The organism is Acrocarpospora macrocephala (assembly GCF_009687865.1).
GTDB lineage: Bacteria > Actinomycetota > Actinomycetes > Streptosporangiales > Streptosporangiaceae > Acrocarpospora > Acrocarpospora macrocephala.
Window position 1 is genome coordinate 144,237 of the sequence record NZ_BLAE01000036.1, and the last position, 21,972, is coordinate 166,208.

Sequence of the window (21,972 nt, forward strand, 5' to 3'; positions counted from 1 at the left end):
AGGTGAACTGAGCGTCTAGGGACGGCAGCGCTTGAGGCCGTCCGGGGCGTAGCAGGGCAGGTGGCCGAAGGCCTTGAGCACGTCCTGGCCGCCGCCTCTGATCACGTAGTTGAGGAAGCTCAAGGTCAGCGAGTCGGCGGCCGGCGTGCCGCGGGTGTAGGCGTACTCGATCTCGGTGAAGCGGTAGCTGTCCTCGCCGATCGCGCGGAGCGACGGCGCGTGGCCGTCGATGTTCAGGGTGTGCAGCCCCTTGGAGACGGCCGCGGCCCGCAGTTCGCTGTAGCCGATGGCACCCGGCACCTGGGCCACCGTCTTGAGCACCTCGGCTGTGCTGTTGAGCTCACAACGGACGGTCTTGTCCTGCGGGGAGTTCTTGTTCACGCAGTCGCGGGAAGTGAAGGCGGGCTCGCCCTGTCCACCGAGGATCCGCCGGCGAAACAGGTCCCGGGTGCCGGAGTTGGCGTCCCGGCTCACGAGCCGGATGGGGAGGTCGGGGCCGCCGAGGTCCGTCCAGTTGGTCACGTCGGCCCGATAGATCCTGCGTATCTGGTCGATGGTCAGATCCTTCACGCCGACCTTGTCGTTGACCACGAGCGCGAAGGCCGCCACCGCGACCTGGTCCCCGTACAGGCCGGTGAAGCTGGGCGGCTTGGGACCGTCCGACAGGACGAGCACGGCCGGGGAGTCGGCCTGCGCCAGCTCCCGCAGACCCTCGTTGCTGCCGTGCGCGTCCACGATGATCTCGGACCGTGCGCAGTCCGCGGTGTACTGACGGGCGAGTTGTTCCATGGCGGGGGCGAAGGCCGTAGAGCCGATCACCCTCAGTTCGCCCGTTGCGCACCCCATGGGAGCCGTCGGCCGGAAGACGATGATGCCCGCCAGCGTGATGAGGCTGAGGGCGAGTACGACGACGGTCGTCAGCGCGGACCTGCTGAACAGGGGCGGCTTGTCATCGACCGACATACTGCGGGTGGATTCGACCCTGCCGTCCCGGATGCCGCCGCTGACGTCGATCTTGCCGCCGACGGGGCCGCCGCTGAGCAGGACGAGCAGCTTGAAGTGCTCGTCCTCGTTGAGCGGTACGCGCGGCAGCTGAATGACGTGGTCCTTGTACTGCATGCCGCCCTTGTCCTCGACCGGGTCGAAGTGGTGCAGCAGATGCTTCGCCTTGGGATCGGCGATGACCTCGACGGCCCACACGGTCCGCTCGGCGAAGATGACGTTGAGGCCATGATTCTTGTCCGGATTGGTGTAGTCGGTCTCGGCGATGCTGGTCGTGCCGGTGTTCTCGACGCGGAGCAGCACGAGGGTGGGGTTGGCGGGGATGGGCTGGTCGGCGCCGGTCTGGTTGGTGAACAGGCCCAGTCGCGCCTTCGGCTGCCCGTGTTCCTCACCCAGGTCGCTGATCGCGGTGTCCATCTGTACGCGATGGCCGATGCGCTTGCCGCGTCGCGTACGGAGCTGAAGCAGGCCGCCCACGGCCGGCGCCACGAGCCCGAGCAGTGCGGCCGTCACGGCGACGATGTTCTCGGGGCTGAACCAGTTCACGCTCGCCAAGCCTCGTATTACGCCAGAAGCCACTAAATCCCGACAGGAGGCGAGCACGCACACATCGCCTCTTGATCACGCTATGTGGGCAGAAAAAGGAATGAAGATCATTAGCTGATCAGTCGTCGAATGTTCACCCCGAAGACGCGAATGCCGGACTGAGGCCCGCCCGCGGCCGCTGTGCCGCTCCCACCGGCCTTATGCTCGGGCGGTAGAGTGCCGTCCCGATGGGTTCAGGGCCGATCGTAGAGAGCCCACCGGTCAAGGTGCCTGAGTGCCCGCGCGTAGGCGCGCTCGCTCGTTTGGGCAGTCAGTCCGGCGAAGAACATGTGCTCAGCCGCGAGGCGTTCAGCATCGGCCAGGTCGGTCGGCGGACGGGAAACCACGAAGCCAGTGGCCAGGCCGACGACGGTGGGTTCGGCCCCGTACCGGTCGTACCAGCGGTGAGCTGCCGCGACGAGCAACTCGGGTTCATGCCCCTCCGAATAATACGAGTTCAGGTAGGCGAACGCGGCCCATGGCTGGGGGCGCGGCAGGATCACCAGGTCCTGCGGCACACCAAAGTGGGCAATGTCATAGCCATCAAGGTTGTATCCCTCCTCACCGGTGCCGACATCCCGAGGGGCATATCGAGCGCTGATCTCCGCGATGCGGCCGTAGACGTCGACCTCTGCGGCTCTGGCCAGCACATCAGATGGCGCATTGCGTGGGTCAGTGGAGAAGACATAGTCAACGTCGAAGGCGGTTACCCGGTCCAACACAAGGATTGGATAGAAATCCGGCAGAGCAGTCCGTACCTGCCGCCACAGCTGTTGCCCATCGCCGGTGACGTGAACCACGAGGACAGACTCGCCAAGAACCTGAAACTCTTCAACGGGATACAACTCGAGGCCGGCGACACTCACGATGTCCCTCACGAAAAACGAATTTACGCGATTCTTGATCAGTTGCGACGAAGTCAGCCATCCTGACCGCGCACACCCGCGTAGCCTCCCCGGCCTGTGGAGTCTCGGCCGCTCGGGACGTCTCGCATACGACTGAATGATCTTGCGCCGCTGGTCGTAGCGGGCGCGTTACAGAACTTCGGAACGGCATCCGCTCATGCCGCGGATGGAGCGGCCTGGCCACGCGCCGCCGCCAGGGCGACTGGCGGGTAGCCCGGGCCGGGGCAGCCTGCCTAGAGTTGATCTGGTGACCTACTTGCGCGATACCGGGGAAGTAAGTGCCGAGTTCCGTGTCCACGATGACGTGGAGAGCCTCACCTTTCGTACGTCGGGCACGCATGTGCGGTTCGTGGCGCCGGGCGCGGCGACCAGGGGGCAGTTCGGTCTGTTCGAGTGGAACATGCAGCCACGCACGGCTGGTGCGGACGCACACTTCCACAAGACGTTCTCCGAGTCGTTCTTTGTCACGTCCGGCACGGTCGAGTTCTACGACGGCAACCGCTGGATGCTGGCTCAAGCGGGTGACTTCCTGTACGTACCGATGGGTGGCGTCCACGGATTCCGCGCCCTCAGCGACGAACCCTCCTCGATGCTGATCTTGTTTGCTCCGGGTGCGCCACGGGAGGAGTACTTTCGTGAGCTCGCGGCAATCCGGGACAACGGCCGGACACTGACCGAGGACCAGTGGACGGAGTTCTTCGCCCAACACGACCAGTACCGCGCCGAGTAATCGCCGATCCATCGCATTGCCCGCCACGCCGACCCGCGCACCACGATGCGCTACGACCGCGCCCGCAACGACCTCAACCGGCACCCGAACTTCATCCTCGCCGCCTAGATGGCCTCCGGCACCTGACTCGTGACCCGAGGAGGGACTCGAACGCACTGGTCTGCCGATGTGCGTGCGTGTCAGGTCGAATATGGTCCCGGTATGCTCCGCCCATGGGGGCAGACGAGATCACGCCGCAGCTGTTTCCCAACCGTTTTGCGGATGCGGTCGGACCCAGTGCGGGCGGGCCTGCCCGCGATCGTTGCCGGTGCGTCGGCCACTCGGTCGCGACCCGGTCTGCGACCGTCTCCTTCCACAGGGACCGGCAGGATACCGAGGCGGCGGGCTGGCAGCATCTGCTTGCGCTGATCGACGAGGCGGTTGCGGATGGACGGACGGTATTCAAGCCGTTCGTGGATCTGAGCGCTCCCGAGCGGCGACAGATTGTCACGCTACCGCCAGCGATCGCGAAGCTGACCGCCGTCAAACATCTGGAGCTCTACGGCACAAATCTGGTTCGCATCCCGCCCGAGATCGGGGCCATGACGAGCCTTGAGGTCTTCGAGCCCTACACCTCCCACAGACTGCATTGGTATCCGTATGAGCTGACTAGATGCGCCAAGTTGGCCGACAGCACGGTGAGCACGCGCGTCCTGTACGGCAATTTCAAGTTCCGGCCGCCGTTTCCGAAGCTGCGGCCGGTGACCGGCGTAGGAGAGGCAGACTTCGAAGCGCTCGACCCGGGCGTGTGGGGCGCCGACGCGGTGCGGACCTGCAGCATCTGCGACGGGCCGGTCCAAGGTGAGCTTCACCAGGTCTGGATCTCTCGCCTGGTCGGCACCGACGTGCTGCCGTTCCTGGTGAATGCATGTTCCGCGGCGTGTGTGGCGGCGCTGCCGGAGCCGCACCCCGGGTACTTTCCAACGCCGCACACCGGCGGTCCGGACATCGTGCAGTCGGCCGCCAGACGATGAGGTAGCGACCACGATCCCGTCGCGAACTCTCACCACGGACCACCGGCCCGCTTTGGGTTGGCACGCTTTGGCGGACAGCAGGCGATTGCGGCTCAACTACGCACCGTCGAGGCAGGCGATCCATCCCAGGCACTACGGCCACGATGAGGCGATCCGACACGCTGATCGGCCGTCCCGCTCCCAGAAGCATCCTCTTCTGCCGCTGGTCGAATCCTCGCTCAGGTCCGGCTGGTGATGGGATAGCCGGCTTGGAAGGCGAGTCGATGGTCGGCGTCTTCGGCAAGGCGGGTCAGGACCGTGTCGAGGTCCATGAACGCTTGCCAGGGCTCCTGCCCGGCCGCGAGGGCGAGGTGGTCGACGACTAATTGTTCGAGATCGGGAACGCGTTTGGCCTTCCAGATCTTGTCGGCCAGGCTTACCAGCAGATCCTCGACTGCGATGTCGGGCCGGGTCCAGTCGGCGTGGGTACGGGCGAAGCGGGCCATCGGCTCGGTGACCCCGTGGTCGAGCAGGAGCCGATAGCCTGCGTGCTCATGCGCGGATCCAGGACCGGATAGTTCGCCGGTGTGGATGGTCTTGCCGATGTCGTGGGTGGCCGCGCCGAACAGGACCGCCTCGCGGTCGATGGCAAGGCTCGGGTACTCGCGGGCGATCCAGTCGAGGAGCTGGTAGGCGACGTCGTGAACGGCCCTTAAATGCGCCGCGAGTCTGGGCGGCGCGACCAGGTCCCGGAGCAGACGAGCAACCTGATCGGGCAGCGGCCGCAATACCGGCCCCCCGAGGTCGCTCAACGCACGCTCCAGCGCGGCCGAAGTCACATCGAAACGGTATCCGGCACCTGCCCACACTCTTCTGCCGCGAAGCGCGCGGTCTTCGACTGTTGCGCCGCCGTCCGACTTTGCCGAATTGAGTGCGTGTCCGTTGCGTTGACCGTTCGCTCCGTCGCACTCCCCTGGCCGCCGCTGACGTCGCATCTGCCGCGAAGAGCGTGGGCGGCAGCATGTCAGACACGACTGCGAACCACTCAATGCGGAGTGGTCGTGGCGCACAGGTTTGTGCCCCACCTTTGTGGCCGAAACGCGCCCCAGACGTAGAGTCGGACTCCATCTGACCTGGGCAGATGCGATCGAGACGCAGGTGGAGATCGAGGGCAAGGCAGCGACTATAACCGTGACCCTCGTCGTCGGCTCGACGTCGCTGTAGAGATACCCGTCGATTGAGCGAGCGGCTCGCCAAGCTGCCGGCCGCAGATCCAGACGATCTCGATGCGCTCACGTTGCTCGACCTTGTGACGGCTCCCGATGGTTGGGAGATCGACCGGAGACTCGAATCGGCGAGATCCTGGACCGGTACCCGGCAACCAGTCCGGTACACCGGGCGGTCCGCCGCTCACGGGACACGCTGCTCGCCACTGCTGAGCGAGCAGCGAGACCAACCGCGGAACCCCGCGCGCCGACGACGTCGTCGCCGACGCATCGGCGGCCTGTGCGAGGCCGATTTCATACGCACAACATTTGCGTGGGGCCGAAGTCTTGCTCTACGGTTCGCGAATGGCGATTCTGCAGGCGCTGACGAACCAGGGACGCGTAGTGGGCGGCCACCTGGCGAGTGGCAGCGTTCTCTCAGGCCACGGCGGGCTCACCATCCAGCACCCACGCAACCCATTCAAGCGGCACAAGCTCAACGCCGAGACCGTGCTCGAGTGGGAGGAACTCTCGACCAGGGAAGGTGTCGCCGCCGTCATGGGCCAGGCTGCCGCGAAGGCTGCTCTGCCTGGGATGATCGGTAGGGCTGTCGGTGCCGGCCTCGGGGCTGCCATGAAATCCGGGCACACCGTCCGCGTGAACTGGGCCGACGGCAATCAGTCCATCATTGAGTTGCCGGAGAAGCTGTTCATGATCTTCTCCGTATTGCTCGAGAGCCAGCAGGTCGTAACTGATACCTCCGCGCAGGCTGAGTCTTCGGAGCCCCTCCCGGCGCAGCCTGGCGTGACCGAGAAGATCTTGGACCTCGGTTCTTCGGTGATTCAGCGAGGCAAGCATGGGGCACCGGCCGAGGCCGCACCTCAGCCGGATGTTGTCGAGCAGATCGCGAAGCTCGCGTCGCTCCACGACGCTGGCATCCTCACGGACGAGGAGTTCGCGGAGAAGAAGGCTGAGCTGCTCGAGCGTCTCTGACACTTGAGGCGGCCAGTCGTCGCCCGGGCCTGGGTCGACGCATGATCCAAATCTCTTGGCGTGGTACTGACGCCGGTTCTCGCGCAGGTGGTTCGACTCTACTCCGCAAGATCAACCGACCGGATCTGCCGCGATGAGGGCGGCTGGGATGATCGACGCGAAGCGGCCGAGGGGATGAGGCGGCATTGGGGTTGAACGAGGAGTGGCCGACTGCCTGGGCCTGGGCGGCGCAGGTCGAGGCGGCCGCCGTGCGGGCGCTGAGGGACGTCGTGTCGACGTACCCGTTTGAGGCGGGTGATCATAGTGTGGGCCCGCCGTCCTCCGCGGCGGAACTGGCCGCGCTGCACGAGCGCATGCCGTGGGTTCCAGATGAGCTTTTCGCCCTGTACCGATTTGTCGGGCCACTGTCGCTGCCGGACATCACCAACGGATACTTTCTGCACCCGCCGGACAGCGTGATCGGCAACACGTATCACGGGCGCGCCGACCGGATCGGCGAGCCGTTTGCGGAGGACGTCGCCGTCGTGGTCTTCGGTAGCAACGGAGGCGGCGACCTTTACGCCTTGGCAACCACGGTCGGCGGCCCGGTCTACCGGTTGCAGGAGGCCGTCTACGAAGTCGGCATCTATCACGGCACTGAACGCAGCATCACGGTCGTCGGCGAAGACCTACGCAACTTCCTCGAGGAGTTCCTAGCCGCGGTGGAGGCCTTCGCCGACGACGGAAGCACACCGATCTCTGACCTGCTCGACACACCAATCGACTACCGATAGCGCGTCAGGCTGCCGGGGGACACTCATCTGCCGCCGACAGCGCGCTCGATCCGACGGCGAGGATCCGGAGCAGTTGCCCGACCTCCCGGTCGCCAGCTTTGATGTTGGGAGACAAGGAGGGCGTGTGGCCGAGGGCACTGAGAATTGGCGACTGATCCTCCAGGCCGCCCGCGCATTGACGACGGGCACACGCCATTCACGCGGATCGCCGTCTACGAGTGGATCTGGGCACGCTACTTGCGCCGTGATCATGACCGGCCGAGCCTCGATCCCACCTTTCAGGGGCATGATCAGTAATGCGCCCGGAGGACCGCCCGGCACAGGTGGAACACCGCTCCGTCGGACCGGTCAAGGACTCTACGTGCTGGCCAGCCCGCCCGGAAGCAGCAGCGAAACAGCGACAAGGCCGGACGGTGATGCAACGGTCGCCGAGCCGTCTTCCGGCTACTGACCAGGCACGGCCCGCGAGTTCGTAGCTGTCCTGTCGACTCCGTCGCAGTCGCGCCGGTGCAGACGTCCTCTTCTGCCGCGAAGCGCGCGGTCTTCGACTGTTGCGCCGCCGTCCGACTTTGCCGATGAGAGAGCCATCACGGAACCTTCGAACGTGCCAGTCCCGCACGTACACCGCTTCAGAAACATCCGCTGATGCATTCATCTGCCGCTGACCGCGTGGCAGACCCATACCGCAGTCCAGGTACGTGCGCGTGAACGGTCACAGGCAAAGGGGACACGGCTGCAGGTCTCCGCCGACCTCGGTGCGGGCCCACAACTCCAATTCACCTCGGTCACCGCAGAATTTCACATAGTCAGCTGTCCAGCGCACGCCTCTTGCCGGGTTTCCCGTGATCGTGGCGCAGTCGCCGCGGTGCAGACGAAGGTAGCTGGGGCTGGGGTTACGCGAGGTATTGACAACGAATCCATCGGGGTGACGCCTCACCCACTCCAGGTAGCCAGTGTCGTCATCGACGAAACGCTGCATGAATCCATGATGCCGCTCCTGCTGCTACCGCGCGCGGCATCGCGATGCTGGATCAGTCGGGCAAAAGCTGGGGATGACACCCAACAAAGCTGGGCAGATGTCCGATCTGCCGACGTCCTCTTCTGCCGCTGACAATGCGCACTTGCCGAGTGGGGACCGCATACGACTCAGCGCTCGGCGATCGTCACTCGCCCGGGTCAGTGCCCTGAGATGTAGAGATAGACCTTGGAGAAGTCGAGCGCGGCCAAGTGATCCTTGCGGATGCCCCAGATCAGGTACGCCCCGTCGCCCCAGATCATCTGGGCCCTGGAGTCGTCGGCCACCTGCAGTAGCGTGACCCACTGGCGTGCCTCTTCCTGGAAGGCCGGATCACCGTACCAGCCGGCCCCGGCCGCATGCGCCGCCGCGACCTCGACCGGATTCTGCAGCGTGTCGGAGTACCCGCCCATCTGATGTGGCGGCCCAGGCCTCATCCTCCGTTCGTGGTACAGCGTGAGCTCCCAGGCGAAGGTCTCGCCGTCCCCGACGTCCTCGTCCTCGGCGTCCTCAGGATCCTGGTCCGCCACGTGGTCCCACACCAGTTCCCTGGCCGCGTCCAGACTCCCGAAAGCGTCCAGTACCGCGGGATGGCCAAGATCTGGCCAGCTCGGCTCGGTGACCGCGGCGAGCGGCACCTCAGCGTACACCCGGGCGCGGTCGTGGCCAGGCGGGTGTCGCTCGGCCACGGCAGTGCCCGGTGGCAGGTAGATCACCTGGTTCTTCCCCGACTCGGCCGCGATGAAGAACAGCAGCGTGCCGCAGCGGGGCAGGGCGATGTCCACCGGGTGGCGTGCCAGCCGCCCGCAGTCGAACTCGGCCACCAACGACAGCGGCCCGCCGCCCGCGTCAAGCGGCCACGCCATGTTCTCCGGCAACCGCGCCGCGCCGCCGAGCCGTCCGACCACGACTTCCCCGCTCGCGGCGGCATACAGCCGGACGGCGGGCCGTAACAGCCCGATCATGCGCTCGGCGCTCTGCACCGGCAGATTTCCGCGCGCGAACTCAGCGAAATCACTCCTCCAGTCCGTCACGCCCCCATCCTGCCTCCCGGCCACGACACGACGGCCGTACCGCAGGCATCGCCAGCCCAGACGTGGCAGCGATCCACCGCGGAGCCAGAGGAACTCGAACGCACTGGTCTGCCGATGTGCGTTAGTTGCTGTTGAGTGACCAGTCTTGGAATGCTTCGCAGATGTCCTCGCTCCCGGCGACGTCCGCCGAAGACGTCATCGATAAGCCAGCCAAGGCCCAGTTCGAGGTGTTTCTCGATGAGCACCGCAGGGCCCTCAATCGCTGCTTGGACGGGCTGGCCGAGGAGGAGGCGCGCCGGTCGTTGGTGCCCTCCCGGACCACGCTGCTGGGTCTGGTGAAGCACGCGACCTTCGTTGAGAAGGTCTGGTTCGACGAAGCCGTCACACGCCGGTCGCGCGCCGAGATCGGCATCCCCGCGACGCCGGACGAGTCGTTCATTCTCGATGACGGCGACACTATCGCCACCATCCAGCGGGCACACCGTGAAGCATGCGAAGCGTCACGCCGCGCGACGTCATCCCTCGGGCTGGACGACGTGGTCCACGGCAACCGGCGCGGCCCGCTCCCGCTCCGCTGGGTGTACCTCCACATGCTGCGCGAGCTCGCTCAGCACTGCGGGCACGCGGACATCCTGCGCGAGCAGCTTCTAAGCGAATAACGCGCCAACGTCCGCACATGCCGCTGAGCGCGGTGGGTTCTCCTTCGCCACGCAGGGAGATCAGCCACCACAGTGCGAACAACCGGTCTTCACGAACGAACGCCAGGAACTCCGCCAGTTCCACCCCGGGATCACTGGACACTGTGGACGAGCGCGTCCATGTCCAGGGTCATGTACGCCGTCGAGCTGGCGGCATCGACCACCGTCGTGATCGCGATGGCCAGGCCGGTCTCGGCGGTCCAGACGAACCGGCGGCCCTGCAGCAGCCTCGGTCCCCCGTTGACGCGTCTGGTCTCGCTCCAGGTGAGCAGGGTGCCAGATACTCCCCCGACGGCGGCCTGCTGTTTCTCCGCGGTGGGAATGTCCGTCAACCAGGGCTCGGGTTTCACCCCCTGCCAACCCTGGGAGTACGGCCCTCGGTACACCGACATGGCCACGTAGGCGCCATCGCCTGGCCTGTCTCCCCAGTAGCGGGTGGTTCCCCGCCAGTCGCCGCCCAGTTCCCGCGTCTCATCACCCTTTCGGAGTTCCGGAGGGAGGGAAGGCGCCCTCAGCCCGTCCACCGACTCCGCGAAGGTGGTGGAGATCAGCTCGATTCCCTCCGAGATCCGCTGCATGTCGCCGGCCGTGCTGCTCGACGCCCAGATCCGAATGCCCAGACCGGGCCGCACGACCCACAGCCGCATCCTGCCCTTGTCCGGTCCGCGCTCCCCGCCGACGACCCGGCCTTCGGCGGCGGCCGTTCCCCTGACGGAGGTTCGGCGCAGGTCGACCAGCCGCTCGCTTGTCGGCCAGGAGACCCCTTGCAGCGTTTTCAGGTCCTTCGCGCGCAAGCCGTACACCACCTCCACCGTGATCTCCCCGGCTCCGTCGGACGACCAGCGCCGGGCGATGCCGTCGCTGAAGGGCATGATCTCGTCCGGGGATCGCCAGCCGTCCGGCATGTACGTCACCCGTACCTCTCCGATGTCCCCCGTCCACCGGACGCGCAGCCCGCTGGCGATCCGGTCGAGGTCGTCCTTCAACGACGGGGATGTCGTGACCCGGAGCAGCACCCCGGGCCGCGGGACCCACAGCCTGTCGGTTCCGTCAGGCGAGACGACGGGACCGTCCGACGTCCTGGGTTCGACCGGGGCCGGCATGGCGTTGAGTGCGAGGACGCCCAGGGCGTTCTCCATCTGGCGATGACCGGTCCGGTACACACTGATCTCGGCCCACCGATCACCCTCCGACCAGCGAAGCGCCTCACCGCGCAGGTCGGCCAGGGTGACCTCCGCCCGCTCCGGCCTGTCGAGCCCGTCCGGCAGGTAGCTGATCTCTACGCCATTGATCTCGGCGTGGACGTCCTCCACGATCATCTCGTGGCCTCGGGTGGCGACGAGGTAGGCCGGTCCGGCCCCCGCCGCCGCGAACAGCGCGATCGCCGCCGCCACCACCTTCGCCCGTGCCTTCCGCCGCCATTGCGAACCCCGTACGACCCGGTCCACCAGATCCGGGGAGATCCTCAGCTCGGCTGTCTCCTCCGCCATCGCACTGCGCAGTTCGACCTCAAGCTCCGACATTGCTGGCCACCTCCTCTCCCAGCAGCGCGCGGAGCCGTACGAGCGCTTTGGCGGCCTGGCTCTTCACCGTGCCGACCGAGCAGCCGAGCAGTCTCGCGGTCTGCGCCTCCGACATGTCCTCCCAGTAGCGGAGGACGACGACGGCCCGCTGGCGGGGCGGCAGCGCGCGCAGCCCGCTCATCAGCACCTGCCGCAGCTCGACATCGTCCCTCGTGGTGGGCGTCTCGGGCGGGGAATGCGTGGGGATGATGCGGAGCAGCGCGCGGCGCCTGGCCCGGCTGATGGCGAGGTTCACGATGATCCGGCGTACGTAGGGCTCGGGGTCGGTGTCCTGGCGAAGCCGGTGCCAGCTCCGGCAGGCCCGCTCCAGCGCGCTCTGCAGCACGTCCTCCGCCTCCTGGGCGGAACCGCAGGTGAGGTGCGCTGTACGCAACAAGCTGGTGCCCCGAGCCGCGACGAACTCGGCGAACCCCTCCGGGGCGCTCACACGCTCCCATCCAGTCTCATGACCATATGTACGCCTGGCCGCCGGGGATGGTTGCCCACGGATCCCATCCTCGTTGGCCAATGCCCGAATCGCATTGATCAACGAGGGTCTGCGTCTACCTTGCGCACGTCATGGCGACCTGGGCGTGGAAAAGGTGCCCGAAGAGCGGATCGGTGAACGTTTCGAAGACCTGCGGCTCGCCGACTACGGTGCACGCGCCGTAGAAGCCTTCCGCCTGCGCCGAAATCCGCGCGTCGTCGAACGCACCCTGGATGGCGTTCTCCGCGGTCAGCCCGCGCGCGCCGCCGACGAACAGCGGGCTGGCCAGCGCCGGCGAGGCGGCGAACATGACCAGTGCGGCGGCGGATGCCGTCATGGCGAGGCCGAAGCCGGTACGGCGGCTCAGGCGTCGGCGTGCTGGGGACTGCTCGGTCAAAGGAGCCTCCTCGATCAAGGGATCCGAGTAGATCAGCGACAGTCTGTGTGGATGCTTGCCGGTTGGATAGATCAGCCCGACTGATCAAGCCCGCACGTCGGCTGACCAAACGACCGGACATCGGCGTCGCGCGGTCCGCGCCTGCCGAAAATCTCATCCATGCAGTTCAAATCGCCGGCTTCCAGGGCCTTCGACGGGTCGTGCCTTCGGGGCGGCGCGCGCGCCGTAGCTTCCCAGCAGGGTTTCGAGGAGCGGCAGGACACGGGTTACCTGCCGCGTCCGGATGGCCAGGTCCCACAGCGGCTCGAACTTCTTCCACCCGCCGGCGTAGGTGAGGTGGCGCAGGCGGTCGCGCGGGAGCGGCTTGGTGGCGGCGCCGCGCCAGATCGCGCTCCACCGGTAGAAGTCGCGGTAGGCCCGCCAGTATCCGTCCTCGAGTTGCCGGGCGCTCATTCCCATCGGCCGGTACACGACGTGTCGTGTGTCGTACCGGTCCCAGTCCTGGTGGAGGATCCGGCCCTCGGCCGCGATGCGGCGGTAGAGGCCGGTTCCCGGATACGGGGTCATGATGTGGAACGTGGCGGTCTCGATGCCCTGCTCCACCGCCCAGTCGACGGTACGGTCGAACACGTCGGGCCCGTCCTCGTCCATGCCGAACACAAAACTGGCGTTCACCATCACTCCCTGGTCGTGCAGCCGCCGGACCACCGCGGCGTAGTCGCGCCCGATGTTCTGCCGCTTGCGCTGCCCGGCCAGATTGCCGCCGTTGATGGTCTCGAAGCCGACGAACAGGCTGCGCAGCCCCGCCGCGACCGCCTGCTCCAACAGCCCGGGGGCGAGCACCGAGTCGACCGTGCCGGCGGCTTGCCACAGCCGCCCCATTCCCGCCATGCCGGCGAAGAGTGCCTCGGCGAAGCGCCGGTTGCCCAGCAGGTGGTCGTCGAGAAAGTACAGATGCCGCCCGGGCAACCGATCGATCTCGGCCAGCGCCGCGTCCACCGTCTGGGTGTAGAAGGACCGGCCACCGGCGAAGAACGCGTCCTTGTAACAGAAGTCGCAGTGGTGCGGGCACCCGCGGGAGACCACGATCGAGTTGGGCACCAGATAGCGCCGCCGATCGATCAGATCCCGCCGTACCGGCGGAAGGTCGGTCAGCGTCCGCTGAGTGGAGTGGTAGCGGGCCCGAGGCCAGCCGCGGCGGAAGTCGGCCAGGAACTCGGGCCAGGTGTCCTCCCCCGGTCCGGTGACGACGGTGTCCGCGTGCGCGGCGGCCTCGTCGGGCAGGGAGGTGACGTGCAGCCCGCCCATCACCACGTACACGCCTCGGGACCGGTAGGCGTCGGCCAGCTCGTACGCCCGCCGCGCCGAGGTGATGTAAGGCTGGATCACCGCCAGGTCGGGACGGTCGTCGTCAAGGCGCAGCCGCTGGACGTGCTCGTCCCAGATCCGCACCTCGTCGTCGTCGCCCAGGTAGCCGGCCAGGGTCGCCAGCCCCAGCGGCGGAAACAGCGCATACTTGACCGGCCGGAACAGCGGGCTGGTCGCCTCGGTCAACGCCGGGAGCACCATCGTGACACGCATGCCCTGGATGCTAGAGACCGGATGTGGAACCACCGCCGAGGTCATGTGCCTGTTCTGTGCAGACATTCCAGACCTGGCCCACCCACACGATCTGCCCAGTCCGTGGCGGCAGGACTGCACGCCCCCGCAGCCGGGAGAGGGCAACCCGCACGTGCCCGAGGGCGAGATCACGGCGGTGCGATCGCCGCCACTAGAAGAAGGACACGAACAGACTCGCCGCGGACAACACCGCCGCTCCGGCGAGACTGCCAACCAGGAGCACGCAGACCACCTTCACCCAGGGTTTCACCTGGCCATGGTGGGGTGCACGCGCGAGCAAAGCAAGTCGGCCTGGCAGTGCCGGACACTACTTTCAGTAACCAGTCCCAAGTCAGGCATCCCGCGTAGGCTCACTGGGGATAGCGTCTGAGGCGCGTCGCCAGGCGGCGCTGTGCAGCAGGCGCAGGCCGTTGAGGGCGACGATGACGGTGGAGCCCTCGTGTCCGGCCACGCCCAGCGGCAGCGGCAGATCGCCGAACAGGTCCCAGGCCACCAGCACGGTGATGAAGGTGGCGGCGATGACGAGGTTGGCCACGACCAGGCGGCGGGCCCGCCGGGCCAGGGCGATCACCGCCGGGACGGTGGCCAGGTCGTCGCGGGTGATGACCGCGTCGGCGGTGTCCAGGGCCAGATCCGATCCGGCGCGGCCCATGGCGATGCCGACGTGCGCGCTGGCCAGCGCGGGGGCGTCGTTGACACCGTCGCCGACCAGCGCCACCCGCACGCCGCGGGCTCGCAGCTCGTGCACCGCCGCCGCCTTGCCCTCCGGCAGCAGCTCCGCGCGCACATCGCCGATACCCGCCTGTACGGCCAGCCGGGCCGCGGCTCGCTCGTTGTCGCCGGTCAGCAGCACCGGCGCGGCCCCGGTCAGGGCCGTCAGGTGGGCTACCGCTTCGGGAGCGCCGGGCCGCATCCGGTCGGCCAGGGCGAGCAGCCCGGCCAGAACGCCGTCCAGGCGGACCAAGACGACGGTGTGTCCGCTGTCCTGGAGCTCGGCGACCAGTTCCTGGACGGCATCCTGGCCATCGTCCAGGAGATGAGCCGGGCTGGCGACCTCGACGAGATGACACTCCACGCGTGCGCGCACGCCCCGGCCAGGCTCGGAGACGAACTCCTGCGCCGCGGTCACCGGCAGGCCCGCCGCGTGGGCTGCTTGGACCACGGCGCGGCCCAGCGGATGCTCGGAGAACTGCTCGGCGGCGGCCGCCAGCGCGAGCAGCCGCGGCTCGGCGAGGCCGGCGCCGGGCAGGACGTGCACGCCGGTCACGTGCGGGCGGCCCTCGGTCAGGGTGCCGGTCTTGTCGAAGGCGACCGCCGTGACGGTGCCGAGTTGTTCCATCACCACGGCCGACTTGACCAGCACGCCGTGCCGTCCGGCGGTGGCGATGGCGGCCAGCAGCGGCGGCATGGTGGCCAGCACGACCGCGCACGGGGAGGCGACGATCATGAAGGTCATCGCGCGCAGCAGGCTGTCCTGCACCGGCACGCCCCACAGCAGCGGCAGCGCGAACAGCGCGAGGGTGGCGGCGACCATGACGACGGAGTAGCGCCGCTCGACCTTCTCGATGAACAGCTGGGTGCGCGCCTTGGTGGCGCCGGCTTGGGCGACCATGGCCACGATTCGGGCGATCACCGTCTCGCCGACCGGGCGCATCACCCGCACGCGCAATACGCCAGTGCCGTTCAAGGTGCCGGCGAACACCTGATCGCCGGCCTGCTTGTCCACCGGCATGCTCTCGCCGGTGATGCCGGCCTGGTCGACGGCGCTGGCACCGGACACCACCTGGCCATCGGCGCCGATCCGTTCCCCGGGCCGTACCAGGATTTCCTCGCCGACCTGGAGAGCGGCGGTCTCGACCCGCTCCTCACCGTCGGCGCTCAGGCGGGTCGCCTGCTCGGGTGCCAGATCCAGCAGGCCGCGCACCGAATCCTCGGTGCGCTTGGTGGCGAGCGATTCCAGCGCGCCGGAGGTCGCGAAGATGACGATCAGCAGCGCGCCGTCGAAGACCTGGCCGATCGCGGCGGCGCCGATCGCGGCGGCGACCATCAGCAGGTCCACATCCAGCGTCCGCTCGCGCAGCGCCCGCAAACCCGCCAGGCCGGGTTCCCAGCCTCCAGCCGCGTAACAGGCCAGGTACAGGCCCCACCACAGCCACGGCGGCGCTCCGGCCAGCCAGCAGATGCCACCGGCGGCGAACAGCGCTGTCGCGACCGCCGCCCAGCGCACCTCCGGCAACGACCACATTCCGGACCGCCACGATGAGGCGGCCCGGCCTGGCGCGGTATCACGGGCGGGGAAGGTTCTGAGTTCGGCGACCACAGAACCATCGTATATGCGCACTCACGCAGATATGCAACTAGACAGATTGCGGAGTACGCTGAGGGCATGCACACGTCGCTGCCGGACTTCGACATGCCGAACGAGGAACAGGTGCACCTGGCCGCCGAGTCGTTCCGGCTGCTGTCCGACCCCACCCGCATCAAAATCCTCTGGGCGCTGCTGCAAGGCGAATCCAACGTCGCCTGCCTGGCCGAACTCGCCGACGCCGCCCCCACGACGGTCAGCCAGCACCTGGCCAAACTCCGCCTGGCCGGACTGGTCAAAGGACGCCGCGAAGGCACGTTCGTCTACTACCGCGCCGCCGATGAGCACGTGCGCCGCCTGCTGACCCAGGGCCTGTTCCACGCCGACCACATCGACGGCGACGACCCGCATCCCTCACCCGGCACCGTTACCGAAGAGCCCAGCGCCAGAGTTGCTGACACCCGAACCGCCTCCTAGAGGTCCTCGGCGATCGATCGCGTCGCACCCACCCTCGGTACGCTCACTCGCATCAGCGACTCCTCTCACTGATGGATGAAATGTGAGCATCGATCCGCATCTGGTCCCGCACTGGGACACGGTCGCGCTGGTCACCATCGACGTGCAGCGCGACTTCCTCTCCGAGAGCCCGTACGGGATCGCCGGAACCACGGAGATCCTCCCCAACCTGGGCATCCTCGCCAAGGCCTTCCGCGGCGCCGGGCGTCCCATCGTGCACATCGTCCGCATCTACGAACCGGGCGGCGGCAACGCGGACCTGGTCCGGCGATCGCTGCTCGGCGGCGGGGCGCGAATCGCCGCGCCCGGTTCAGAAGGCAGCCAGCTCGCCCCGGGGCTGGCCCCGGACGCCGCGCCCGAACTGGACCACGCCCGCCTTCTCGCCGGCGAAACGCAGGAACTCGGCCCGCGGGAGTATGCGATCTTCAAACCGCGCTGGGGAGCGTTCTACCAGACCCCGCTTCAGGACGAGCTGCATCGGCTCGGCGTGGACTCGATCGTCTTCGCCGGATGCAACTTCCCCAACTGCCCGCGGGCCAGCATCATCCAGGCCAGCGAACGCGACTACCGCGTCATCGTGGCCACCGACGCTCTGTCCCAGGGCAGCGAACAAGGCCTGCGTGAGGTCTCCCGCATGGGCGTACAGCTGATGACCACCGATGACGTCGTCAACGCTCTCGGCTGATCAGGTACGACGCCAGGGTCGCCGCCTGTGCGCGGATCTCCGGGATCGCGGTGGTCTCGTACAGTTTTCCGCGAAGCGTGGGTCCGAGCGTGACGATCCGATCGTCCGGACGCCCAGCGGCGTCGAGCACCCGTCCGCACGCGTCGGCGTCCAGGCCGAGGCCCAGCGGGCCGGGGCGGACCAGCCCGTCGGCCAGGAGGCGAGCGAGCATTCCCTCGCCGGGGACGGTGAAGGCCGGACCTGTGGCGTTGACCAGCCAGGCGACCCGGAGATCGTGAGTGGTGCCGTCCGTGCTGACGCGGACGGTCAGCCCCGCTGAGTCAGGCGTCGCCCGGTCCACGTGGCCGCGGAGCACACGCAGCCGGCCGGCGGCGATCAGGCCGTCGACACGAGAGGCGGTCTCGGGTGGGATGCGATGGCGGTGCACCTCCCAGTAGCGGGCCAGGACGGTGAGGAATCTGCGCCGCTCGTCGATGGGCAGGCGGGCCCACAGCTCCTGAACCCGGGGCCGCAGGCCGTCGATCACGCCGCGCCAGTCGCCGCCGCTCTGGTGTGTGGCGACGCGGACCGCGCTCAGCAGACTCCGCAGCCTTAGCGGGCCGTCGGGAATCAGCACGGGTGCGCAGGGTGGGGTGGGCTGGCTGTGCGCCTGTGGCAGCAGGCCGTGCCGGGATATGGCGTACACGGTCCTGGCCGCGGTGCGGGTGAGGGTGACGGCTACGTCGACCATGGTCAAGCCGGTGCCAATGATCAGAACGTCACCGCAGCCGACGCGGGCCAGCGCCCCTGCCGCCCACGGATCCGCGATGTAGCGTTCGCCTGTTATGGGTATGGGGGTCGCCGCGGCGGGGTTTCCCGTGGCCAGGACGACGGCGTCGGCGTCGAGCGCACCTCCGTCCGACAGGTGGACACGTAAGGGCGAGCGGGTGAGGGCCACCGCGTCCCCCCGCAGGCGGGTCACCCGATGAGCGTTTTCGGCGTCGTCCAGCGTCTCGCGCAGGTAGCGGCCGTACATGTGCCGGGGCAGGAAGTCGGCTCCGGCCGCGTTCAGCCCTCGCGACCGCGTCCACCGCACAAAGTGGTGGGGATCATGTTCTAACGCGCTCATTCTCTCGGCGCGGCTGTTCAGGAGGTGGTGGGGGTCGGTAGTGGAGTACGCCTGCCCGAGCCCATGCCGCCCATCGCGGTCGATCAGCACCACATGCAGAGGGACGCCGTGCTCCCCCGCGCGGTACAGCAAGTGGACGGCGGCCAGCGTGCCGCTGGCACCGCCGCCCACGACCACGATGACATGGCTGCGGGACACCACCTCAGATTAAGCGACTTTACCTACATGTTGTATGGGTATTTCGATGAAGCACCGGCAAACGTTCTGGCGCCGTCAGGATCTATGACCGACCCGCTGGCCGCGGGTCCACAGCAGGTCGTCGGAGCAGATGCGGATCTCGGTGACGCCGCTGATCTGCCGACCGCCGCACCGGTCGCCGGGCACCGCCAGGTGCGGCCCCCGCTCCCCCAGGACCGAGCCGTCCATCGTGGTGCCGAGCACGGCCTCCACCCCCGCGAACTCCGGATCGATCTCACCCCACGACAACACGGCGTGGTGCCCGTCCCGGCCCAGGACCGAGACCAGGAACCGCAGCCGGTCCTTACGCTCCGCCGGATCGAAATCGGGCTCGGCCGCCTGGAGCACCTCCACCAGCAGCGGCCCCGTGAACCGATGCCGGCGCAGCCCCGAGGTACGGCACATGAACGCGACTTCCACGTCATGCTGCGGCAGCGACCAGAGATCCGCGACGTTGATCGAACCACGCATCCGCACGTCACCGTCCAGAAGCACTGTCCCAGCCAGCATGGGGCCTCCTCATCGACCGCAAAGAAGGATGCCCGCCCGGCCTGCCTTTTACGCGCAATAGCCAATGAAAGAGCAAAATTAGCTGGCAAATACCAGTGCCGAAGAGCTTTTGCCTTCGCATTCCGCAAAGGGCGCGGCCTCTCCCGCGAAGCCGCGCCCACGAGCTTGCCGGTCAGATGTGGAGTTGCGTGCAGATCGCCTTGACCTCGGTGTACGCCTCCAGCACCTCGTGACCCATCTCCCGGCCCCAGCCGGACTGCTTGTATCCGCCGAACGGCAGGGCCGCGTCGAACACGTTGTAGCAGTTGATCCAGACCGTGCCGGCGCGGATCCGCTTGGCCAGGGCGTGCGCCTTGGAGACGTCGCGGGTCCAGATGCCGGCGCCCAGGCCGTAGTCGGTCGCGTTGGCCTGATCGGCGATCTCGTCCAGAGTCGAGAACGGGGAGGCGACGACGACCGGCCCGAAGATCTCCTCCCGGACCACGGCCATGTCGGGGTTGGTGCCGGTGATGACGGTGGGCTGGACGAAGTAGCCGTGTTCGCCGTGCCGGTTGCCGCCCGCGACCGTACGGGCGCCGTCGGCGCGGCCGGACTCCAGGAAGCCGGTCACCCGGCGCAGCTGCTCGTCGGAGACGAGCGGCCCCATCTGGGTGTCGGGATCCAGACCTGAGCCGAGCTTGATGCCGCGCGCGATGGTGGCGACGCCCTCGACGACCTCGTCGAACCTGCTCTCCTGTACGAACAGCCGGGATCCGGCCACGCAGCACTGGCCGTGGTTGAAGAAGATCGCGTTGGCCGCGCCGGGAATCGCCAGCTCCGGGTCGACGTCGTCGAAGACGACGTTGGGGCTCTTGCCGCCCAGCTCCAGGCTGACCTTCTTCAGGTTGCCCGCCGCCGCCTGGACGATGAGCTTGCCGACCTCGGTGGAGCCGGTGAAGGCGACCTTGTCGACGCCGTCGTGGGCGGCCAGCGCGGCCCCGGCCGTCTCGCCGTACCCGGGCAGGACGTTGACGACGCCGTCGGGCAACCCGGCCTCGGCCATGAGCTCGGCCAGCCGCAACGCCGACAGCGGCGTCTGCTCGGCGGGCTTGAGGATCACGGTGTTCCCGGTGGCCAGCGCGGGCCCGAGCTTCCAGGCCGCCATGAGCAGCGGGAAGTTCCACGGGATGATCTGCGCGACCACGCCGATCGGCTCCCGCAGCGTGTAGGCGTGGAACTCCGCTCCCGGCAGGTACGGCACCGACAGCGCGATCGTGTTTCCTTCGATCTTGGTGGCCCAGCCCGCCATGTAGCGGAACAGTTCGGCGGCCAGCGGGATGTCGGCGGCCCGGGCGACCGCCAGCGGCTTGCCGTTGTCGAGCGATTCGAGCTGAGCCAGCTCGTCCGCGTGCTCCTCGATGAGATCGCCGATCCGCCAGATGATCCGGCCCCGGTCGGAGGCGGTCAGGCGCGACCAGGGGCCGTCGAACGCGGCGCGGGCCGCGCGGACCGCGCGATCGACGTCCTCGGCGTCGGCCTCGGCGATGTGCGCCAGGGTCTCGCCGGTGGCGGGGTTGGGGGTGGCGAAGGTCTTGCCCGAGGCGGCGTGCACCCAGCGCCCGCCGATGAACAACTGGCGTGGGGTGGCGATGAAGTCCTCGACGCTCTTTTCCAGGGTGACCGTCATCAGCGTCGGTTCCCTTCCGGTAGACAGCTCCAGTAGTCACAATCTGACTACTGGAGGTGTGAGAAAGCAAGGGCGGTCAGCGGCTGACGGACTCCATCAGGCGCAGTGCCGCGACGGCTGTCTCGTAGCGCCAGGAGGCGACGGCCCGCTCCAGGCCGTGCGCGGTGTCGCAGCGTTGTCGCAGCGCGGCGACGATGGGCCGGATCCGGTCCGCCTGCGCGTCGACCAGCGGCTGTGGGTCGCCGCCGGTGCGGTCGATCAGCGCGAGCTTGATGAGGAACTCGGTGCGGACGTCGCGGATGTGGTCGACCGGGCGGACGAGCCAGTCGGCGGCGGCGCGCCGGCCGGCGGCCGTGACGCTCAGCATGCGGCGTTGCGGCCCGGCGTGTCCCGGCTCGGTGCCGGCCGGTTCGGCGAGGCCGAGGTCCGTGAGCCGGTCCAGGGCCCGGTAGACCAGTGGCCGCGGCACCTGCCAGATCGTCCCGATGGGACCGGAGGCGGCGGTGAGCCGGGCGAGGGCGAAGCCGTGGGCGGGGCCTTCGGCGAGGAGCGCGAGCACGACCCACTCGGTGAGTGAGAGGGCGGGTGAGTCCACGCCCCAAGACTAGGGCGCTGCGGAGCGACCAGTAGTCTCATCATGACTAGTGATTCCGGATCATGGTTCCTGGGAGGCATCCATCCTGATGACGCCTCATCCGAACGCGATCTGCATCGGCGGGCCCTGCCATGGCCTGCTCGTCCGCATCGACCAAGAGGTCGGCATTCTCCGTATCGACCATGAGACGCTGCCGGACGCCCGATACCGGGTGACCGCCGACCGTGTTCACCACCCGTCCTCGTCGCGGCCGTTCATCGTCTTGTCCTGGGCCGATGATCCCGCCGACGACGTCATCGATCAGCATGATCCCCGTTGACAACGCAAGCGTCAGGTTGGGTCAGTTCACCGC

Annotated in this window: 21 protein-coding genes; 8 read left to right on the plus strand and 13 right to left on the minus strand. The window is 67.9% G+C overall.

What is annotated here, in order from left to right; translation table 11 throughout:
* Positions 1-15: 15 nt before the first annotated feature.
* Both Amac_RS30265 and Amac_RS30270 read right to left on the minus strand, forming a co-directional pair.
* Positions 16-1,548, minus strand: a complete 1,533-nt coding sequence (locus Amac_RS30265; protein WP_155357821.1) for a PstS family phosphate ABC transporter substrate-binding protein — start codon at positions 1,546-1,548, stop codon at positions 16-18.
* Positions 1,549-1,781: 233 nt separating this feature from the next.
* Entirely contained in the window at positions 1,782-2,465 is a 684-nt protein-coding gene (locus Amac_RS30270; RefSeq protein WP_218041379.1) for a DUF4253 domain-containing protein, read from the minus strand.
* 274 nt (positions 2,466-2,739) lie between these two features.
* On the opposite strand from Amac_RS30270, the gene Amac_RS30275 reads away from it, so the two are divergent.
* Both Amac_RS30275 and Amac_RS30280 read left to right on the plus strand, forming a co-directional pair.
* The gene (locus Amac_RS30275; protein WP_218041380.1) at positions 2,740-3,222 is read left to right on the plus strand and encodes a cupin domain-containing protein; all 483 of its coding nucleotides are present in this window, start codon (positions 2,740-2,742) and stop codon (positions 3,220-3,222) included.
* A 212-nt stretch (positions 3,223-3,434) separates the two neighbouring features.
* Positions 3,435-4,235, plus strand: coding sequence for a leucine-rich repeat domain-containing protein (locus tag Amac_RS30280; RefSeq protein WP_155357823.1), 801 nt, complete (start codon positions 3,435-3,437; stop codon positions 4,233-4,235).
* A gap of 218 nt (positions 4,236-4,453) precedes the next feature.
* On the opposite strand, the gene Amac_RS30285 is transcribed toward Amac_RS30280, so the two are convergent.
* Positions 4,454-5,053, minus strand: coding sequence for an HD domain-containing protein (locus Amac_RS30285; protein ID WP_246268797.1), 600 nt, complete (start codon positions 5,051-5,053; stop codon positions 4,454-4,456).
* A 732-nt stretch (positions 5,054-5,785) separates the two neighbouring features.
* Here Amac_RS30285 and Amac_RS55390 point away from each other — a divergent pair.
* Positions 5,786-6,412 carry an SHOCT domain-containing protein gene (locus tag Amac_RS55390; protein WP_218041381.1) on the plus strand — a complete coding sequence of 209 codons (627 nt, stop codon included), beginning with the start codon at positions 5,786-5,788 and terminating at the stop codon, positions 6,410-6,412.
* 191 nt (positions 6,413-6,603) lie between these two features.
* Positions 6,604-7,185: a hypothetical protein gene (locus Amac_RS30295; protein WP_155357825.1), complete on the plus strand. Its 582-nt coding sequence runs from the start codon at positions 6,604-6,606 to the stop codon at positions 7,183-7,185.
* A gap of 1,176 nt (positions 7,186-8,361) precedes the next feature.
* Here the strand turns inward: Amac_RS30295 and Amac_RS30300 are convergent.
* A complete protein-coding gene (locus Amac_RS30300) occupies positions 8,362-9,234 on the minus strand; it encodes a DUF1963 domain-containing protein (protein ID WP_155357826.1) in 873 nt (290 codons plus the stop codon).
* Positions 9,235-9,395: 161 nt separating this feature from the next.
* On the opposite strand from Amac_RS30300, the gene Amac_RS30305 reads away from it, so the two are divergent.
* Positions 9,396-9,893, plus strand: a complete 498-nt coding sequence (locus Amac_RS30305; protein WP_155357827.1) for a DinB family protein — start codon at positions 9,396-9,398, stop codon at positions 9,891-9,893.
* A 131-nt stretch (positions 9,894-10,024) separates the two neighbouring features.
* Here Amac_RS30305 and Amac_RS30310 read toward each other — a convergent pair whose 3' ends face one another.
* From Amac_RS30310 to Amac_RS30330, 5 genes are all read right to left on the minus strand, one after another.
* The gene (locus Amac_RS30310) at positions 10,025-11,455 is read right to left on the minus strand and encodes a hypothetical protein (RefSeq protein WP_155357828.1); all 1,431 of its coding nucleotides are present in this window, start codon (positions 11,453-11,455) and stop codon (positions 10,025-10,027) included.
* Positions 11,442-11,942 (minus strand): SigE family RNA polymerase sigma factor, encoded by a 501-nt coding sequence (locus Amac_RS30315; RefSeq protein WP_155357829.1) that lies wholly within the window; start codon positions 11,940-11,942, stop codon positions 11,442-11,444. Before Amac_RS30315 ends, Amac_RS30310 begins: the two co-directional genes overlap by 14 nt.
* A 115-nt stretch (positions 11,943-12,057) precedes the next feature.
* Positions 12,058-12,378, minus strand: a complete 321-nt coding sequence (locus Amac_RS30320) for a hypothetical protein (RefSeq protein WP_155357830.1) — start codon at positions 12,376-12,378, stop codon at positions 12,058-12,060.
* Positions 12,379-12,531: 153 nt separating this feature from the next.
* Positions 12,532-13,959 carry a B12-binding domain-containing radical SAM protein gene (locus Amac_RS30325; RefSeq protein ID WP_155357831.1) on the minus strand — a complete coding sequence of 476 codons (1,428 nt, stop codon included), beginning with the start codon at positions 13,957-13,959 and terminating at the stop codon, positions 12,532-12,534.
* Between the two features lie 370 nt (positions 13,960-14,329).
* A complete protein-coding gene (locus tag Amac_RS30330) occupies positions 14,330-16,318 on the minus strand; it encodes a heavy metal translocating P-type ATPase (protein WP_307729770.1) in 1,989 nt (662 codons plus the stop codon).
* A 66-nt stretch (positions 16,319-16,384) separates the two neighbouring features.
* Here Amac_RS30330 and Amac_RS30335 point away from each other — a divergent pair, with 66 nt between their 5' ends.
* Both Amac_RS30335 and Amac_RS30340 read left to right on the plus strand, forming a co-directional pair.
* On the plus strand, positions 16,385-16,780 hold the full coding sequence (locus Amac_RS30335; protein WP_155357832.1) for an ArsR/SmtB family transcription factor: 396 nt from the start codon (positions 16,385-16,387) through the stop codon (positions 16,778-16,780).
* A gap of 82 nt (positions 16,781-16,862) precedes the next feature.
* Entirely contained in the window at positions 16,863-17,504 is a 642-nt protein-coding gene (locus Amac_RS30340; protein WP_155357833.1) for a cysteine hydrolase family protein, read from the plus strand.
* On the opposite strand, the gene Amac_RS30345 is transcribed toward Amac_RS30340, so the two are convergent.
* From Amac_RS30345 to Amac_RS30360, 4 genes are all read right to left on the minus strand, one after another.
* Positions 17,488-18,810 carry an FAD/NAD(P)-binding protein gene (locus Amac_RS30345; protein WP_170322740.1) on the minus strand — a complete coding sequence of 441 codons (1,323 nt, stop codon included), beginning with the start codon at positions 18,808-18,810 and terminating at the stop codon, positions 17,488-17,490. The genes Amac_RS30340 and Amac_RS30345 overlap by 17 nt on opposite strands.
* Before the next feature lie 75 nt (positions 18,811-18,885).
* On the minus strand, positions 18,886-19,359 hold the full coding sequence (locus tag Amac_RS30350) for a molybdopterin-binding protein (protein ID WP_155357835.1): 474 nt from the start codon (positions 19,357-19,359) through the stop codon (positions 18,886-18,888).
* A gap of 172 nt (positions 19,360-19,531) precedes the next feature.
* Positions 19,532-21,025 carry an aldehyde dehydrogenase family protein gene (locus Amac_RS30355; protein WP_155357836.1) on the minus strand — a complete coding sequence of 498 codons (1,494 nt, stop codon included), beginning with the start codon at positions 21,023-21,025 and terminating at the stop codon, positions 19,532-19,534.
* Positions 21,026-21,101: 76 nt separating this feature from the next.
* The gene (locus tag Amac_RS30360) at positions 21,102-21,620 is read right to left on the minus strand and encodes a PadR family transcriptional regulator (protein WP_155357837.1); all 519 of its coding nucleotides are present in this window, start codon (positions 21,618-21,620) and stop codon (positions 21,102-21,104) included.
* 88 nt (positions 21,621-21,708) lie between these two features.
* Between Amac_RS30360 and Amac_RS30365 the strand changes: the two genes are divergently transcribed.
* Positions 21,709-21,939: a hypothetical protein gene (locus tag Amac_RS30365; RefSeq protein WP_155357838.1), complete on the plus strand. Its 231-nt coding sequence runs from the start codon at positions 21,709-21,711 to the stop codon at positions 21,937-21,939.
* Positions 21,940-21,972: the final 33 nt, after the last annotated feature.

Coding starts and splice junctions, on each gene's coding strand:
- Amac_RS30280 (WP_155357823.1), top strand. CDS start 3,435: ATGGGGGCAGACGAGATCACGCCGCAGCTGTTTCCCAACCGTTTTGCG.
- Amac_RS30325 (WP_155357831.1), bottom strand. CDS start 13,959: ATGCGTGTCACGATGGTGCTCCCGGCGTTGACCGAGGCGACCAGCCCG.
- Amac_RS30355 (WP_155357836.1), bottom strand. CDS start 21,025: ATGACGGTCACCCTGGAAAAGAGCGTCGAGGACTTCATCGCCACCCCA.
- Amac_RS30310 (WP_155357828.1), bottom strand. CDS start 11,455: ATGTCGGAGCTTGAGGTCGAACTGCGCAGTGCGATGGCGGAGGAGACA.
- Amac_RS55390 (WP_218041381.1), top strand. CDS start 5,786: ATGGCGATTCTGCAGGCGCTGACGAACCAGGGACGCGTAGTGGGCGGC.
- Amac_RS30335 (WP_155357832.1), top strand. CDS start 16,385: ATGCACACGTCGCTGCCGGACTTCGACATGCCGAACGAGGAACAGGTG.
- Amac_RS30350 (WP_155357835.1), bottom strand. CDS start 19,359: ATGCTGGCTGGGACAGTGCTTCTGGACGGTGACGTGCGGATGCGTGGT.
- Amac_RS30305 (WP_155357827.1), top strand. CDS start 9,396: ATGTCCTCGCTCCCGGCGACGTCCGCCGAAGACGTCATCGATAAGCCA.
- Amac_RS30365 (WP_155357838.1), top strand. CDS start 21,709: ATGACGCCTCATCCGAACGCGATCTGCATCGGCGGGCCCTGCCATGGC.